The following is a 14,888-nucleotide window of genomic DNA, read 5'->3' on the forward strand; positions in this document are numbered from 1 at the left end:
TTCTTCAACGTTTGCGGCGTGCGCCCCAGTTAGCTAACCCACCAAGTATGCCTTAAGAGCTTGGCCAAGCCATACTTGGTCATTGGCCCCCACCATCTCGCGGGCCGAATGCATGGACAGCATCGGCACGCCCACGTCCACGGTATCGATTCCCAGGCGGGTAGCCGTCAGCGGGCCAATGGTGGTGCCGCACGGCACATCATTGTTTCCCACAAAGCGTTGGTAGGGCACTCCAGCGCGCTGGCAGGCGCTTTCCCACAGCGCGATGGACGCGGCATCGGAGGCGTAGCGCTGATTGCCATTGACCTTGGTGACTGGGCCTTGGCCGATGATCGGGTGGTGGCCTGGGTCATGCTTGCCCACATAATTGGGGTGAACAGAGTGCGCGGCGTCCGCCGAAACGCATGAGGAAAGCGCGTACATCCGGCGGAGCCCCTCAGCGTCTAAGCCCAGGGCCGCGGCCGTGCGGGTCAGCACGTCCTCCAAGATTGGGCCGGCGGCACCATACCGCGAGCCGGAGCCTACCTCCTCGTGGTCAAAGGCGGCCATAACGAGTACATCGGACCCTGTGTACTCCTTCGCGGCTGCCTCGAAGGCCACTAGGCTAGCGTGCACGGAAGATAGGTTATCCATTCGCCCAGCCGCGATAAACTGCTCCGAACCGCCAAATACGGCGCCCTTCTGGCTGTCGGCGGTAATTAAGTTAAACGCAGCAATATCGCTCGCATCCACGCCCGCGTCTTCCGCAATGGTGGACCACAGTGAGTTTTCGTCATTGACGGACAACACCGGCTGGAGATGGGCCTGGCGGGCTGGCTCAAATGTGGATTCGCGCGACAGGTGTATGGCTAGGTTTGGAACTCGGGCTACGGGGCCGGTGTTGACCAAATGCTGGGTTCCATCCTTGGTCACTAACTGGCCCGCGATGGTCAATTCACGGTCGAACCACGTGTGCAGCAGTGGGCCGCCGTAAATCTCAACTGCTATCTGATTCCAGCCCGCAGTGCGGAAATCGGGGTTCGGCTTGACGCTTAGGCCAGGGGAATCGGTGTGCGATCCAATGATTTTGAACCCCGAATCCGCCCCTAGATTCTCGGGCACGAACCACGCCAAGACGGCGCCGCCACGAACCATGACGTGGCCACCGGGCGCCGCGCTCCACGCCTTTTTCTCATCCTGACGCTCAAACCCCGCGGCCTCGAGGCGCGCGGCTACCTCCGCCGCAGCGTGATACGAAGACGGTGACGCATGCAGGAAATTCAAAAAATCATCGATAACACTCATGCCCTCTACTGTGCCATGTTCGTGGTTCCAATTAGGCTAAGGGGACCATGGATGACCAAAATTCTTCACGCAAGCCCTCTCCCCTAGCCCTATCCCCATCGCGCGCCAGCGACTACAAGCAGTGCCCGCTGCTCTACCGCTTCCGCGCCATTGACAGACTCCCGGAGCCCAAGACCATAGCCCAGGTCAAGGGCACCCTGGTCCACGCCGTGCTGGAGGAGATGCACGGGTTAGATAGGGCGCAGCGCACCTATCCGGCGGCGGTAAAGATGATTAAACCCGCATGGGAAAAGATGTGCGCCGAGGATGCTGAAATGACGCAGCTAGTACCGGCAGACCAAACCTACGAATTCCTAGTCGAAGCCCGCAGCCTGGTTCGCGGATACTTTGAGATGGAAAACCCGCAGGGCTTTGATGCTAAAGCGGTGGAGATGTACGTCAACACCGTCCTGCCCAACGGAGTGCCCGTGCGCGGCTTCATCGACCGCGTCGATGAAGCTCCCACAGGTGAGGTGCGCGTGGTCGATTATAAGACAGGCAAGAAGCCTATCCCCCGCTATTCCCAGGACGCCCAATTTCAGATGCGCTTCTACGCGTTGGTCTATTGGCGCCTGTACGGAGTCATCCCGGCCCAGCTGCGACTGATGTACCTCAAGGTTTTTGACTCCATGTTCCTTCAACCATCCCAGGTGGAGCTGGAATATTTCGAACGTGACCTCGCGGAGTTGTGGTCTTCTATCGAAAGGGACGGAAAGTCCGGAGTCTTTAGGCCAAAGACCTCGAAACTATGCAATTGGTGCTCTTTCCAGAAACTCTGCCCCGCTTTTGACGGCACACCGCCCGAGTACCCGGGGTGGCCGGGTAGCGCCGCGGATCCCGCTGCTGGCTCCGAAGCCCAGGCATAGCCCGGGGCAGATTCGGCCGGCTAACTCCGGTTAACGCAGCCCCGGCCGAGGGCTGCCAAGTGCTTACTTGAATGCCACGACCCACCCAGGGCGCGTGCCGATGCGCCGCGCTTGGGTGGGTCGACGGTTTCTAAGAAGGCTTTAGAAGAGCCCAGAGATAACGCCGTCACCGTCGACGTCAATCTGGTTGGCCGCCGGCTTCTTCGGCAGGCCAGGCATGGTCATGACATCCCCGGTAAGGGCCACAACGAATCCCGCGCCGGTTCGCGGCTGGAGTTCACGAACGTGGAGGGTATGGCCGGTCGGCGCGCCGAGCTGGGATGGCTCGTCGGAGAAGGAATACTGCGTCTTCGAGATAACTACCGGGAAGTTATCCCAGCCGTTGTCCTTAATGTATTTCAGGTCCTTCAGCGCCTTCGTGGAGTATTCCACCCTGTCCGCGCGGTAGATTTCCTTAGCGATGGTTTCTATCGAGGCCTCCACTCCCTCGTTTGGATCGTAGAGCTGCCCCACCGTGGAATCCAGGTTTCCTAGAACCTTCTCGGCCACTTCGAGGGCGCCCTCGCCGCCCTTGGCCCACACCTCGGCCTCGGCTAGATCCACACCGAAGCGCTCCGCCCAGTCACGCATCCACGCGCGCTCGGCCTCGGTATCGGTGTGGAACAGGTTTAGTGCGACGACTGGGGACAGACCAAACTTGCGCAGGTTTTCAACGTGGCGCTCAAGGTTTACGATGCCCGCCTCGAGTGCCTCAATATTTTCATGGGTCAGGTCTTCGCGCTCTTGGCCACCGTTGTACTTCTGCGAGCGGATGGTTGCTACCACCACCGCGCCATCAACGTTCAGGTCGCCAAAGCGGGCCTTAACATCGATGAATTTCTCGCCTCCGAGGTCTGCGCCGAAGCCGGCCTCGGTCAGCACCACGTCGCCGAATTGGAGAGCGGTCTTGGTAGCCAGCAAGGTGTTGCAGCCGTGCGCGATGTTGGCGAATGGACCACCGTGCACAAAGGCTGGCACGCCGCCCAAGGTCTGGACCATGTTAGGGTTCAGCGCGTCGCGCATGAGCGCCGTTAGGGCGCCGGCCGCATCCAGATCGTCGGCGGTCACAGGCTTCTGATCGTAGGTGTATCCAACGGTGATGGCGCCTAGGCGCCGCTTCAGGTCCTCGAGGGAGGTAGCAAGGCCGAGGATCGCCATGATTTCCGACGCCGCCGTGATGGTAAAGCCCGTCTGTGCTGGTACGCCGTGGGCAGGGCCGCCTAGGCCGGTTACCACGTTACGCAGGGCACGGTCATTGACGTCCACGCAACGCTGCCAGGTAACGCGGCGCGGGTCTATGCCCAGCGCATTGCCTTGATGAATGTGGTTGTCGATAATCGCCGCCAGGGTGTTGGTAGCGGCGGCGATGGCGTGGAAGTCCCCCGTGAAATGAAGATTGATGTCCTCCATCGGCACTACCTGCGAGTAGCCACCGCCGGCCGCGCCGCCCTTGATGCCCATTACCGGGCCTTGGGAGGGCTCACGCAGGGCTACTATTGCTTTCTTACCTAGCTTGTCGAGCGCGTCGGCAAGGCCGATGAGCACGGTGGACTTGCCCTCTCCCGCGGGGGTGGGAGAAACACCGGTGACAAGCACCAGCTTGCCCGGCTTGGCATTCGGGTCCAGCTTGGTGATATCCACCTTGGCCTTATATGAGCCGTATGGAATGAGCGCATCAGAAGGAATGCCTGCCTTCTGTGCAATGTCAGTGATGTGCTGGAGCTTGTGGGCTTGTGCGATTTCAACGTCAGAAGGCTGAGTAGTCATAAACCCAATTTTAACCAAGAAGGAAACCCGCCGCCCGCCTTTCGGACGGGGACGGGTTCTTCATTCGAGACTGTGGAGTAGTGATTCCTACTACTCGGCCGTTAGATGATCACGGCGCCCAGTGCGTAACTGAGTAAGACCGATACGGCGATGGACGTGACACCGGGAATCAGGAATGGGTGGTTAAACACAGCCTTTCCGATCCTCGTGGATCCGGTATCATCCATTTCCACTGCGGCAAGCAGCGTTGGGTAAGTAGGCAAGACGAACAATGCAGACACCGCGGGGAACGCGGCGATGGCCGTTAGCGGGCTAACGCCTAGCGCCAGCGCGGCCGGCATCAGAGCCTTGGTGGTAGACGCCTGAGAGTAAAGCAGCGCGGCCGCGAAGAAGAGGACCACCGCTAACAGCCAAGGCCTAGCGGCGATAATATCGCCCGAAATGCTCTGAATATCGTCGATGTAATGGTTGATCAACGTGGTTCCCAGCCACGCGACGCCGAGAACGCAGATGCACGCGGACATGCCGGACTTGAACACTTGGGTGTTGAGGACGTCATCCGCGGGAATCTTGGTCAACAGCACGATAAAGGTTGCCGCGAGCAGCATCACGGTCATGATCGCCTCGTTGCGCGGCAGCGTTGGCTCGGTAATTAGACCTACCTGCTCGGAGGTGATGGTTGCCCAGATCATGACTACGAGAATCGCGATGAGGAAGACAACGACGGAGGTCTTAGCGCCCGGAGCGGGCTTAAAATTGCTCTGGCCGACGGGCTCGCGGACCAGGCCCGCCTCCTTGCGTTGCCTGTAGACAACATCATCCACGAGTTCCGCGCCGGCCCGGTTTGCAACCCAAGCCGCGGGGAATATCGCCAGGAATGTCGCCGGGATAAGCACCGCGAGGACCTTGAGGTAGCCCACGCCCATGGGTTCGAGCAGGGAAGCCAGCAGCACCACTGCGGCGGAAATGGGCGACGCAACGATGGCCATCTGGGAGGCTACTACCGCTACCGAAAGCGGACGGGAAGGGCGAACCCCGCCCTCTTTCGCAACCTCTACGATGACTGGCAGTGTAGAGAAAGCAGTATGGCCCGTGCCGGCGAAGACGGTCATCAGCCAGGTGACAATAGGCGCCAAGTAGGTCACGTGCTTAGGGTTTTTCCGCAGCATCCGCTCCGCTAGATGGACCAAGTAGTCCATGCCGCCCGCACGCTGCATCGCCGCGATAGCCGCGATAACGCACATGATGATGGCAATAACATCGAAGGGAACGTCTTCACGGGTGACGGGGACGCCGGTCATGGCGAGCGCTAGAACGCCTAGGCCACCGGCAAAACCAATGGCAATAGAACCCAACCTGGCACCAAGGAAGATCGCTATTAAGACAATCGCGATGTGAACAATAACCATGGGGCTATTAGAACTCCTTTTGAACAAACGCCCTGCTGGCATTCGGCTCACTGGAACCGTGCACATTTCAGGGTCAGATGGAGAGTATTTTGGGCGATGCCAATTTGCCGCAATCAAGCTGCGGTATGGAGATGAGTTCCCCTTGTGTTGCCTGCAGCTTTAGACAGCTGCGGCGCGATACCGTGTGCCTACACTCCTCATCTTCAACCCTTGCGCGATAGCGGAGCCCTGGTACAGCATGACCCATTCCATGATATTAATCGGCACTCGTTAAGTGATTGTTAATACACCACCTAACAATGCCCATTATCCCCCGGATATGTCCGAAAAGTCAATCGGAATGCCCGATGACGTGGACTCTCACATGTGCCTATTAGAAAAGCTGGACGTGGCCCAATAGGCCAGCGCCCAGCTCTCTCAAACGCGGTCACCGCGCAGCACCCCCTCGGCGTTAAAAATTTATGCCGCCAAGGGGGTTCGGCTGCGTCAGGCCGCGGATTTAGTCATCGAGGTAAAGCTTGCCCCGGAACTGCGGGTGCATCAGGTTCTCAACGCTTAAGACCTTGTCAAGGGTCTTTTCATCGAGAAGGCCCTTCTCCAAGACCAATTCACGGACTCCCTTACCGGTCTCCAGGGATTCTTTAGCAATCAAATCTCCGTTGTGGTGACCGATGAATGGGTTGAGGTAGGTGACAATACCAATGGAGTTCTCCACGTAGGACCGGCATACGTCCTCATTAGCGGTGATCTCAAGCACGCACTTGGTACGCAGGGCGTCAGCCGCATTGCCGAGGATTCGAATGGACTGGAACAGTGCCTCGCCAATGACGGGCTCCATTACGTTGAGCTGTAGCTGGCCGGCCTCAGCCGCCATGGTGACGGTGTGGTCATTGCCGAATACCTTGAAGCACACTTGGTTGACAACCTCAGGGATAACCGGGTTGACCTTGCCCGGCATGATGGAAGAACCAGCCTGGCGTGGCGGAAGGTTAATCTCGTTGAGGCCCGCGCGGGGGCCGGAAGAAAGCAGGCGCAGATCGTTGCAGATCTTAGACAGCTTCATAGCCGCACGCTTGATGGCGGAATGCAAAAGCACGTAGGCGCCGGTGTCAGAGGTAGCCTCAATCAGGTCGCGGGCGGTCTTGATCTCCAGGCCGGTAACCTCACTCAACGCAGCGGTCACCTGGTGGCGGTATCCGGCCGGCGTGTTAACCCCGGTGCCGATAGCGGTTGCGCCCAGGTTGACCTCGAGCAGACGCTGCTGGGCGTCACGCAACACGGACTGCTCCTCATGGAGGTTATGGGCAAACGCCATGAATTCGTCACCCAAGGTCATGGGGACCGCGTCCTGCAACTGGGTTCGGCCCATCTTCAGGATGTCGTGGAACTCGTTTGCCTTGCCCTGGAAAGCCGCCTGCAGCGCGTCGATGCGCTGGATTAGGTTCTCGATGCCGGAGTAGAGACCAAGACGGAAACCCGTTGGGTATGCGTCATTAGTGGACTGGGACATATTCACATCATCGTTAGGGTTGATGATGTCATAGGAACCCTTCTCCTCACCCAAGTACTCCAGGGCCAGGTTGGCAACCACCTCATTGGTATTCATGTTGAGTGAGGTGCCCGCGCCACCCTGGAACACGTCCAGCGGGAACTGGTCCATGCAGCGACCCTCTTCAAGGATCTGATCGCAGGCCCAGATGATGGCCTCCGCCTTGCGCTTTGGCAGGGTGTGTAGGCGGCGGTTAGCCATGGCGGCCGCCTTCTTCACCTGGACCATGCCGCGGATGAATTCGGGCACGTTGTTGATGGTGACCCAGGAGATCTGGAAGTTCTCATACGCTCGAAGCGTATGGATGCCGTAGTAGCACTCGTTAGGTACCTCCATGGAACCCAGCAAATCGTGCTCAGTACGAGTCGCCTTTGCCTTGGTGGACTTCTTAGCGGGTGCTACCTTCTTTTCCGCCTTGGCTCCTTCGGCAGCCTTCGCTGCAGGGGCTTTAGCTTCTGCTTCAGACTTGATGGCCTTGTCACTCTTGGTGGACTTAGCTGACTTAGACATGTATTGCGTCTACTCCCGATCGGATTGAAAAGAGATATTTTTACTCTCTCCCCTATGGTACCCACGAAAGTGAATTTAAGTCGCAAATCACCTGGTTGATTAAACCCGCTCGTCCCCTTTTACGGGAACCAGCGGGATAGCAAAATGCCTTTAACCTACTACGCGGGCTATTCGCAGCTCTGAGGCTAGAATTCCCTCTGCACCCAATTCCGCAAGCTGATCCATGATGTGGTTGGCTGTCTTTACCGGAATCATCGCGCGCACCGCTACCCAATCCTCACGCGCAAGCGGTGAGACAGTAGGCCCTGTAAGCCCGGGCGTGATTGCTACGGCCTGCTCCAGATGAGCCTCATCGATATTGTAGTCGAGCATGAGGAAGTGACGGGCGTGCAGGATGCCACGAATGCGGGAAAGCAGGACTTTTTCGGCCTTGGTCACTTCCAAGCCCTTGCGTTTGATGACCACTGCTTCAGAATTAATCAGCGGCTCGCCGAATGGTTCGAGCCCCTGTTGGCGCAGGGTGTTGCCGGTCGATACCACGTCGGCGATTGCATCGGCCACGCCCAAACGGATGGAAATCTCGATTGCTCCATCAAGACGGATAACTTCAGCCCGAATCCCGCGGGCGCGGAGATCGTCGCGAACCAAGTTGGGATAAGAAGTAGCGACGCGCTTTCCCTCGAGCCCTTCAATGGTTAAATCGCTACCTTTCGGGGCGGCGTAACGGAAGGTGGAGCCGCCAAACCCCAGCTCTAGTAGTTCGTCAACTTCGGCTCGGGAATCAGCCGCGAGATCGCGGCCTGTGATTCCCAGGTCCAGGACGCCATTCGCGACGTAGATGGCAATGTCTTTTGGCCGCAGGAAGAAGAATTCCACGTCATTGTCTACATCTACGATATTCAAAGACTTTGCATTGCCACGGCCCTTGTAGCCCGCTTCCAGCAATATCTCCTGCGCGGCTTCAGAAAGGGAGCCCTTATTGGGTACGGCAATCTTGAGCATTTTATTCTACCTTTAGCATTTGTGGAGGAAGATCGACTGATGGCCCTACTTTCTAGCAGTGGCCCCGTTCCGAGGCTTTGATGCGGCCCCGGAGGTTTGGCAGATATTTTATAAACCGCCTTGCGCTTATCGGCGCATCTGCCTCTTGTGGTTTACAAGTACCTATAAACGTCCTCTGGCTTGAGGCCGCGCTTTACCATCATGACTTGAGTCCAGTAGATCAGCTGGGACATTTCCTCGGCTAATTCCTCATCGGATTGGTACTCCGCGGCAATCCAAACCTCGCCGGCTTCCTCGATGATCTTCTTACCGATAAAGTGCTCGCCCTTGTCTAGGGCTTCAACGGTCCCGGAACCCTCCGGGCGTTCCTCGGCACGGGCGGTTAAATCAGCGAAAAGAGAGTCAAAGTTCTTCACGGTGGTTATTGTTTCACACCGAGCAATAATATGCACCACCAAGGCGGATGTTTTGCCCAATGCTCAAATTTTTATCCATCAGACTGCATATAATTTTTCAAACCATGCATAAACGTCACGTGCCCCTGCGGGCGCTAAATGCGCGGAATCGTGCAGACGGTTAATGGGGGTAACCCCCTGCGGGACGTCCACCCCGCCATGCTCCGGCAACCCTATTACCACGCAGCCGGCATCGAGCGCCGCCCGCATCCCGGCCGTCGAGTCCTCAAACACCAAGCAATCCCCTGGGCTATGCCCGACTCGGCGGGCCGCCTCTTCGTATATGTCCGGCGCCGGTTTCCCGCGCTCCACCTCATCCCCACAGATAGTATCCGCAAAGAAGCCGCGTCCAACCGCGTCGATTGCAGCATCGGCTACGTCACGCTGGGTATTGGTGGCAACCACCATCTGGATGCCGTCAGCTTTGAGGTCCGCGAGTAAATCACGCACCCCTGGAAAAACTTCCAGTCGTGAGGAAAAGGAATCTTTGACGCGGCGAAATAGCCATTGCCGGTGGATTTCATAATCCCCTGGGGCTAGGGTCACCCCGGCGTGCCGAGCACAGATTTCCAATGTGTTATTGAACGTGGAGCCCACCGTTTGCTGGCGTATTTCGGGAGTGATTCGCTTTCCAAGCCTCTCCGAAAGGGCGTAAGTCGCTTCTCCCCACAACGGTTCTGAGTCCGTGAGGGTCCCATCCATGTCCCAAAATATCGCTTTAGGCTTGATCATCTTTATTCGAATTCAGGGATCTGCGCCAGTGCTTCCTCTTCGGCACCGGTAGACGCCGCCATTTTACGGAACAAATCCTCGAGTTCTTGCTTTTCTTCCGGCTCGATGACGGCGTCAGCGTGTTTGGAATTGAATGCATCGAGATTCGCGTAGACGGAATTGAAGTGGGCAGCTAGAGCTTCGCCGGTTGGCGTGTTCCCTAGCCCATCAAACCCGTCTGCCGCCCCTTCAAGAAGAACTTTAAGCTTCGGCAGGCAGGCCACGTCGAAAGGCTCATCCCAGAATTCCTTTTCCTCCTCCTTGAGGTAGGAGCCGGTGGCGAAGGATTCTAGGTCACTCATGAACTCGTCGATGTCTGACTGGAACTGTGAACGAATAGTCATAGTCCCTATTCAAGCACGAAGCCCCGCCTCTCAGCAGAGTAGGCAGGGCTGTGGGGTACACCTACGGAGGGGGCCCTAAAGGTTAACGCCGAGCAATGCGGAAATGGCCTGGCGGATACAGCCAGCAGCTGCGTCCTCGTTTGCCCCGTGGTCCGTGCCGGCCCACTCGTCGATGGCAGCAAGCGCGGAGGGAGTATCAAGGTCATTGGCGAGATGCTCGCGGACCTGCTGGACAAGAGCTTGTGCCTCGTCCATGGTGCCCGGGTTGGCCAAGGCCGCACGCCACATCTCGAGTCGCTGTGACGCATCCGCCAGTACCTCTTGGGACCAGTCCCTGTCGCTACGGTAGTGACCGGCGAAGACACCCAGGCGGATTGCCGATGGGTCTACGCCTTGTTCGACTAGCTTGTGAACAAAGACTAGATTGCCCAAGGATTTGGACATCTTTGTTCCGTCCAGGCCAATCATGCCCGTGTGTACGTAGAAATTAGCCATGCGCTCTACATCATGGCCCGCCTCAGCATGTGCCGCGGAAAACTCGTGGTGCGGGAAAATCAGATCGGAACCACCGCCCTGAATCTCAAACTGGTGGCCAAGGCGGTTAGTGGCGATGGCCGAGCATTCCACGTGCCAGCCTGGACGGCCGGGGCCGAAAGGCGAATCCCAGGACGGCTCGCCTTCACGATGCGCGCGCCAGATGAGCGCATCGAGGGGATCTTTCTTACCAGCCCTGTCCGGATCGCCGCCCCGCTCAGCAAAAAAGACTTCCATCTGCTCGCGCGTATAGTTTGACTCGTAGCCAAACTGTGCGGTTGCCTCTATCGAGGCGTAGACGTCCGGGTACTCATCATCCACTACATAAGCGGCGCCCTTATCGAGGAGTTTTTGCACCAGATCGATGACCTCATCGATGGTCTCCATGGCTCCCACATAGTCTTGGGGCGGGAATACGCTCATAAGCTCCATGTCAGAGCGGAACAAATCTATCTGGGAGGTTCCCAGCTCCCGCCAGTCAACACCATCGCGTTCAGCACGCTCGAATAGCGGATCATCGACATCGGTGATGTTTTGGACGTAGTGAACCTTCTTGCCCTGATCTAAAAGTTGGCGGTAGATCAGATCGAAAGTCAGGTAGGTAGCCGCGTGCCCCAGATGGGTAGAATCGTAAGGGGTAATCCCGCACACATACATGCCAGCGGTATCCCCCTGAATGGTTACGGGCTTTATTGCTTTATCTGCCGTGTCGTACAAGCGGAGCTGAGAAGCATCGCCCTGAGCACGTTCAAATTCCGGTGTTGGCCAAGATCGCATGTCTGCCATGGTAGCGCTAGAACCCTCTACGGCAAGCAATGGCCACCATATAAGGGCATGCGAAACCTCGCCACTCCTTACGGCATGGTAGGCAATGGGTTCTCCGCTGCACGGCATGAACTCCCTACTAATTAAGCCCCTCCGCAGCTAGCCCAGTACACGGTGCCTCATTGAATGTAGGCATCAGCGCACAAAAGAACCCGGACGGAGGATTTCCCCCATTGTCCGGGACCTTATTTAAACTCAAACCTTGGCGAATTACATCGGCGCGAGGATGCCCAGGGCCAGCAGAATCATTACCACGATGCCTACCGGGATGCGGTATGCAGCGAACCAAGCGAAGGAATTGTTCGCCACGAACTTCAGCAACCAGGCAATCGCGGCGTAACCAATCACAAAGGCGATGGACGTTCCCACGAGCAGCTGGATACCCGAGGCCGCCTGACCATTGGCCGGATTGAACGCGTCTGGCAGTGAGAACAGGCCGGAAGCCAGCACCGCCGGAATCGCCAGCAGGAAGCTAAACCGCGTCGCCACCTCGCGGTCGAGCCCCAGGAAGAGGCCACCGGAAATGGTTCCGCCAGAACGGGAGACTCCTGGAATAAGCGCCAAGCACTGGCACAGGCCCATGACAAGGGCATCCTTCATGGTCAGATCGTCGTAACCCCGGTTCTTCTTGCCAACCTTCTCGGCAAGAATAAACACAAAGGAAAACAGGACCAACATCGCTGCCGTAATCCAGAGATTACGGAGACCATCGCGGATTGGGTCCTTGAAAAGAAGGCCAATCACGCCGATTGGGATTGAGCCAACAATGACCATCCATCCCATCTTCCAGTCCTGGCCCCGGGACCCCTTATCAATCCATCCACGGAACCAACCGGTAAGAATTTGCCAGATAGTCTTCGCAAAGTAGACCAGGACGGCCAATTCCGTGCCTAGCTGAATCACTGCGGTAAAGGAAGCGCCCGCATCCTCGCCCCAAAACAGGGTGGAAACAATGCGAAGGTGCCCGGAGGAGCTCACGGGAAGAAACTCAGTCAAGCCCTGAACGATAGACAGGACAATAACCTGAAGCCACGACATTTCAGACGCCGCCGTCCCCGCCTGGGCTAATACGCTAACACTGCTCATTCGTCACAGCCTACAACCTCTCACGCGGATTGGACGGAACGAAACTGGACCAAAACGAGTGAAATACCCCGCCATCCATTCCGGATGTGACCCGCCTTTACCCGGGCTTTGGGGTGTGCGAACCTTAAGAGCACGCCCCAGGCCTTGCCCGCCGGCGGCTTGCCTACCTCGCTGTGACTGGCTGCTAGGATTACACCCTGTGAAGACAGTTCAGCGCATCAAATTTCTAACCACGGCAGCCGTTGCCTCTGCGGCCTGCACACTCTCGGCTTGCGGCGGCCTGGATGTCCCCGGCGCCCCGGAAGCCCAGGAGGATACGGCGGTACAGGGTAACGCCACTCCAGCCAGCTCTCCGCAGGCAGACGATCCCGCGGGGGACGTGGTGGCAATCGATGGCTTTGAGCAGGTTGATGACCTTGCTGCCATCGGCGAGTCCGTGGCGGTGCGCTCCGGGGACAAGCTAGCGGTGGGAACCGTGGAACAGCTCAAGAGCGGAGAACTTGAAGCAACCACAATCCCAGCCGAGTGCGGAGTAATGTCTACCTCCCATCTTGGATTCGTGATGGGGTGCGGAGACCACGTTCTCACGGTTTCCCCTAGCAGCCCCGGCTCCCCAGAGCGAACGGATGTAAGCGAGGAGTTTTCCGTAACCACTGCAGCGATCGTTGACTCCGGAGAAATCTTCGTCGCCTCTTCTGACGCGGCGGAAGTGTCCATGTATGTCAACGGAGAGCGGACGGAAAACTATGTGGTGGGAGCGCCGACGGACCAGCTTGTGTCCGTTCCGAACGACGATGCCGATGATGCCGTGGTACGCACTTACCGTGGGGATACCACCATCCAGAACCTAGACTGGGACGACGCTCGTGAGGGCGGCCGCCTGCGCGTTGGCGTGGCGTTGGGCCAGATGAGCGTGGGCAACAACGGAGTAATTCTGGTATCCGATACCGGGGGCCGCCGCCTGGCTGTCTACACCTCAACCGACGTAGTGCGCCTGCACCAATACGGTAACGTGGACGGTTCTCCGTGGGCCGTGGCCTGGGATCCACAGCGTAATCTGGCGTGGGTTACGGCCACCGATAATAACTCCGCCCAGGCTTTTGATATCTCTTCCGGCGCTCCTGAACCACGCGGACGCTTCTCAACCGTAGCCAATGCCCAGCACATGGCCATTACCGATTCTGGAGCCGTAGTCATCGGCTCCGCCTCGGGCGACGGGGTTCAGATCGTGACAGAACCACAGCTGGAATCCTAAAGGCGAACCGCAAGGAAGTTTCATCATGGACAAGCCATCCATTATCAAGGCCGTCACTACCAAAGGGTACGAGGTTGCTCTCAAAGCCATGTTCACCATGGATCCGGAGCGTGTGCACACCTTAGTCAACACTGGGCTTAAGGCCTTGAACTCCGCCACTAGAGTCAACAGAGCGCTGGGGAAAGTTTTGCCCGTAAATGACCCAGTCTTGAGCCAGAAGCTTTTCGGGGTCACTTTTCCGCGTCCCCTCGGGCTAGCAGCGGGTTTTGATAAGAACGCTACGGCCGTGGATGCGTGGTCCCCACTGGGGTTTGGATACGCTGAATTGGGCACCGTCACCCCACGACCGCAGGATGGAAATCCGGCCCCTCGCCTGTATCGGCTGCCGGCAGACAAGGCGATCCTTAACCGCATGGGGTTTAACAACCTGGGCGCGGCCGAGGTCGCTAAGAATCTTCGTGGCCGGAAGAGCAGCGATGTTATAGGAATCAACATCGGCAAGAACAAGGTCACCCCAGCGGAGCGAGCTAATGATGACTATCACACCTGCGCCGCTATGCTGGGCGAGTTGGCTGACTATTTGGTGGTCAATGTTTCCTCGCCGAATACCCCGGGCCTGCGCGACCTCCAGGCCGTAGAATCCTTGCGCCCGATCATGGAAACGGTGCTTTCTGCTACCGACGTCCCCGTGTTGGTCAAGATCGCGCCCGATCTTTCGGACGAGGACGTCGATGCAGTAGCGGACATGGCCGTAGAGCTAGGCCTAGCGGGAATAGTCGCCACCAATACGACCATCTCCCGCGATGGGCTCTCCACACCCTCCGAAGAAGTTGATGCGATGGGCGCTGGAGGCATTTCCGGCGCTCCGCTCAATGAACGTTCGCTTGAAGTTCTCAGGCGCCTCAACGCGCGCGTTCAAGGCAAATTAGTCCTCATTTCCGTCGGCGGAATCACCACCCCGGAACAAGCGTGGGAACGCATAACTGCGGGAGCCCACCTCCTACAGGGATATACAGGCATGATTTATGGCGGCCCGGAGTGGATCCGCGATATCCACAATGCTATCGCCTCCCAGATCAGGGCTCATGGGCTCCCCTCCATCGCGGACGCCGTAGGGTCAGGCCTTCCCTGGAAGGCGGAATAAGGCATCCCC

The 14,888-nt window shown here is 57.9% G+C and carries 13 protein-coding genes; 3 read left to right on the forward strand and 10 right to left on the reverse strand.

Going from position 1 to position 14,888, the window contains the following annotated elements:
* Positions 1 to 33: 33 nt before the first annotated feature.
* Positions 34 to 1,284: a M18 family aminopeptidase gene (locus CENDO_RS05710; RefSeq protein WP_136141177.1), complete on the reverse strand. Its 1,251-nt coding sequence runs from the start codon at positions 1,282 to 1,284 to the stop codon at positions 34 to 36.
* Positions 1,285 to 1,331: 47 nt separating this feature from the next.
* Between CENDO_RS05710 and CENDO_RS05715 the strand changes: the two genes are divergently transcribed.
* Entirely contained in the window at positions 1,332 to 2,189 is an 858-nt protein-coding gene (locus CENDO_RS05715; RefSeq protein WP_136141178.1) for a RecB family exonuclease, read from the forward strand.
* A gap of 141 nt (positions 2,190 to 2,330) precedes the next feature.
* Here CENDO_RS05715 and CENDO_RS05720 read toward each other — a convergent pair whose 3' ends face one another.
* The 9 genes from CENDO_RS05720 to CENDO_RS05760 all read right to left on the reverse strand — a co-directional run bounded on the left by CENDO_RS05720 (position 2,331) and on the right by CENDO_RS05760 (position 12,432).
* Positions 2,331 to 3,995, reverse strand: coding sequence for a formate--tetrahydrofolate ligase (locus CENDO_RS05720; RefSeq protein ID WP_136141179.1), 1,665 nt, complete (start codon positions 3,993 to 3,995; stop codon positions 2,331 to 2,333).
* 101 nt (positions 3,996 to 4,096) lie between these two features.
* Positions 4,097 to 5,404 (reverse strand): anaerobic C4-dicarboxylate transporter, encoded by a 1,308-nt coding sequence (locus CENDO_RS05725; protein ID WP_136141180.1) that lies wholly within the window; start codon positions 5,402 to 5,404, stop codon positions 4,097 to 4,099.
* A gap of 499 nt (positions 5,405 to 5,903) precedes the next feature.
* Positions 5,904 to 7,463, reverse strand: a complete 1,560-nt coding sequence (gene aspA, locus CENDO_RS05730) for an aspartate ammonia-lyase (RefSeq protein WP_136141181.1) — start codon at positions 7,461 to 7,463, stop codon at positions 5,904 to 5,906.
* Positions 7,464 to 7,613: 150 nt separating this feature from the next.
* Positions 7,614 to 8,465 (reverse strand): ATP phosphoribosyltransferase, encoded by an 852-nt coding sequence (hisG, locus tag CENDO_RS05735; protein ID WP_136141182.1) that lies wholly within the window; start codon positions 8,463 to 8,465, stop codon positions 7,614 to 7,616.
* 152 nt (positions 8,466 to 8,617) lie between these two features.
* Entirely contained in the window at positions 8,618 to 8,881 is a 264-nt protein-coding gene (locus CENDO_RS05740) for a phosphoribosyl-ATP diphosphatase (RefSeq protein ID WP_136141183.1), read from the reverse strand.
* 78 nt (positions 8,882 to 8,959) lie between these two features.
* Positions 8,960 to 9,652, reverse strand: a complete 693-nt coding sequence (locus CENDO_RS05745) for an HAD family hydrolase (protein ID WP_136141184.1) — start codon at positions 9,650 to 9,652, stop codon at positions 8,960 to 8,962.
* Between the two features lie 2 nt (positions 9,653 to 9,654).
* Entirely contained in the window at positions 9,655 to 10,035 is a 381-nt protein-coding gene (locus CENDO_RS05750) for a hypothetical protein (protein WP_136141185.1), read from the reverse strand.
* A 75-nt stretch (positions 10,036 to 10,110) separates the two neighbouring features.
* Positions 10,111 to 11,346 carry a cysteine--1-D-myo-inosityl 2-amino-2-deoxy-alpha-D-glucopyranoside ligase gene (gene mshC, locus CENDO_RS05755; RefSeq protein WP_136141186.1) on the reverse strand — a complete coding sequence of 412 codons (1,236 nt, stop codon included), beginning with the start codon at positions 11,344 to 11,346 and terminating at the stop codon, positions 10,111 to 10,113.
* A 258-nt stretch (positions 11,347 to 11,604) separates the two neighbouring features.
* The gene (locus CENDO_RS05760; protein WP_136142164.1) at positions 11,605 to 12,432 is read right to left on the reverse strand and encodes an undecaprenyl-diphosphate phosphatase; all 828 of its coding nucleotides are present in this window, start codon (positions 12,430 to 12,432) and stop codon (positions 11,605 to 11,607) included.
* Positions 12,433 to 12,679: 247 nt separating this feature from the next.
* Here CENDO_RS05760 and CENDO_RS05765 point away from each other — a divergent pair, with 247 nt between their 5' ends.
* The gene (locus tag CENDO_RS05765) at positions 12,680 to 13,735 is read left to right on the forward strand and encodes a YncE family protein (protein WP_210726513.1); all 1,056 of its coding nucleotides are present in this window, start codon (positions 12,680 to 12,682) and stop codon (positions 13,733 to 13,735) included.
* A 25-nt stretch (positions 13,736 to 13,760) separates the two neighbouring features.
* Positions 13,761 to 14,879: a quinone-dependent dihydroorotate dehydrogenase gene (locus CENDO_RS05770; RefSeq protein WP_136141187.1), complete on the forward strand. Its 1,119-nt coding sequence runs from the start codon at positions 13,761 to 13,763 to the stop codon at positions 14,877 to 14,879.
* Positions 14,880 to 14,888: the final 9 nt, after the last annotated feature.

This window comes from Corynebacterium endometrii (assembly GCF_004795735.1).
GTDB lineage: Bacteria > Actinomycetota > Actinomycetes > Mycobacteriales > Mycobacteriaceae > Corynebacterium > Corynebacterium endometrii.

Coding starts and splice junctions, on each gene's coding strand:
- CENDO_RS05710 (WP_136141177.1), bottom strand. CDS start 1,284: ATGAGTGTTATCGATGATTTTTTGAATTTCCTGCATGCGTCACCGTCT.
- CENDO_RS05715 (WP_136141178.1), top strand. CDS start 1,332: ATGGATGACCAAAATTCTTCACGCAAGCCCTCTCCCCTAGCCCTATCC.
- CENDO_RS05720 (WP_136141179.1), bottom strand. CDS start 3,995: ATGACTACTCAGCCTTCTGACGTTGAAATCGCACAAGCCCACAAGCTC.
- CENDO_RS05725 (WP_136141180.1), bottom strand. CDS start 5,404: ATGGTTATTGTTCACATCGCGATTGTCTTAATAGCGATCTTCCTTGGT.
- aspA (WP_136141181.1), bottom strand. CDS start 7,463: ATGTCTAAGTCAGCTAAGTCCACCAAGAGTGACAAGGCCATCAAGTCT.
- hisG (WP_136141182.1), bottom strand. CDS start 8,465: ATGCTCAAGATTGCCGTACCCAATAAGGGCTCCCTTTCTGAAGCCGCG.
- CENDO_RS05745 (WP_136141184.1), bottom strand. CDS start 9,652: ATGATCAAGCCTAAAGCGATATTTTGGGACATGGATGGGACCCTCACG.
- CENDO_RS05750 (WP_136141185.1), bottom strand. CDS start 10,035: ATGACTATTCGTTCACAGTTCCAGTCAGACATCGACGAGTTCATGAGT.
- mshC (WP_136141186.1), bottom strand. CDS start 11,346: ATGCGATCTTGGCCAACACCGGAATTTGAACGTGCTCAGGGCGATGCT.
- CENDO_RS05760 (WP_136142164.1), bottom strand. CDS start 12,432: ATGTCGTGGCTTCAGGTTATTGTCCTGTCTATCGTTCAGGGCTTGACT.
- CENDO_RS05770 (WP_136141187.1), top strand. CDS start 13,761: ATGGACAAGCCATCCATTATCAAGGCCGTCACTACCAAAGGGTACGAG.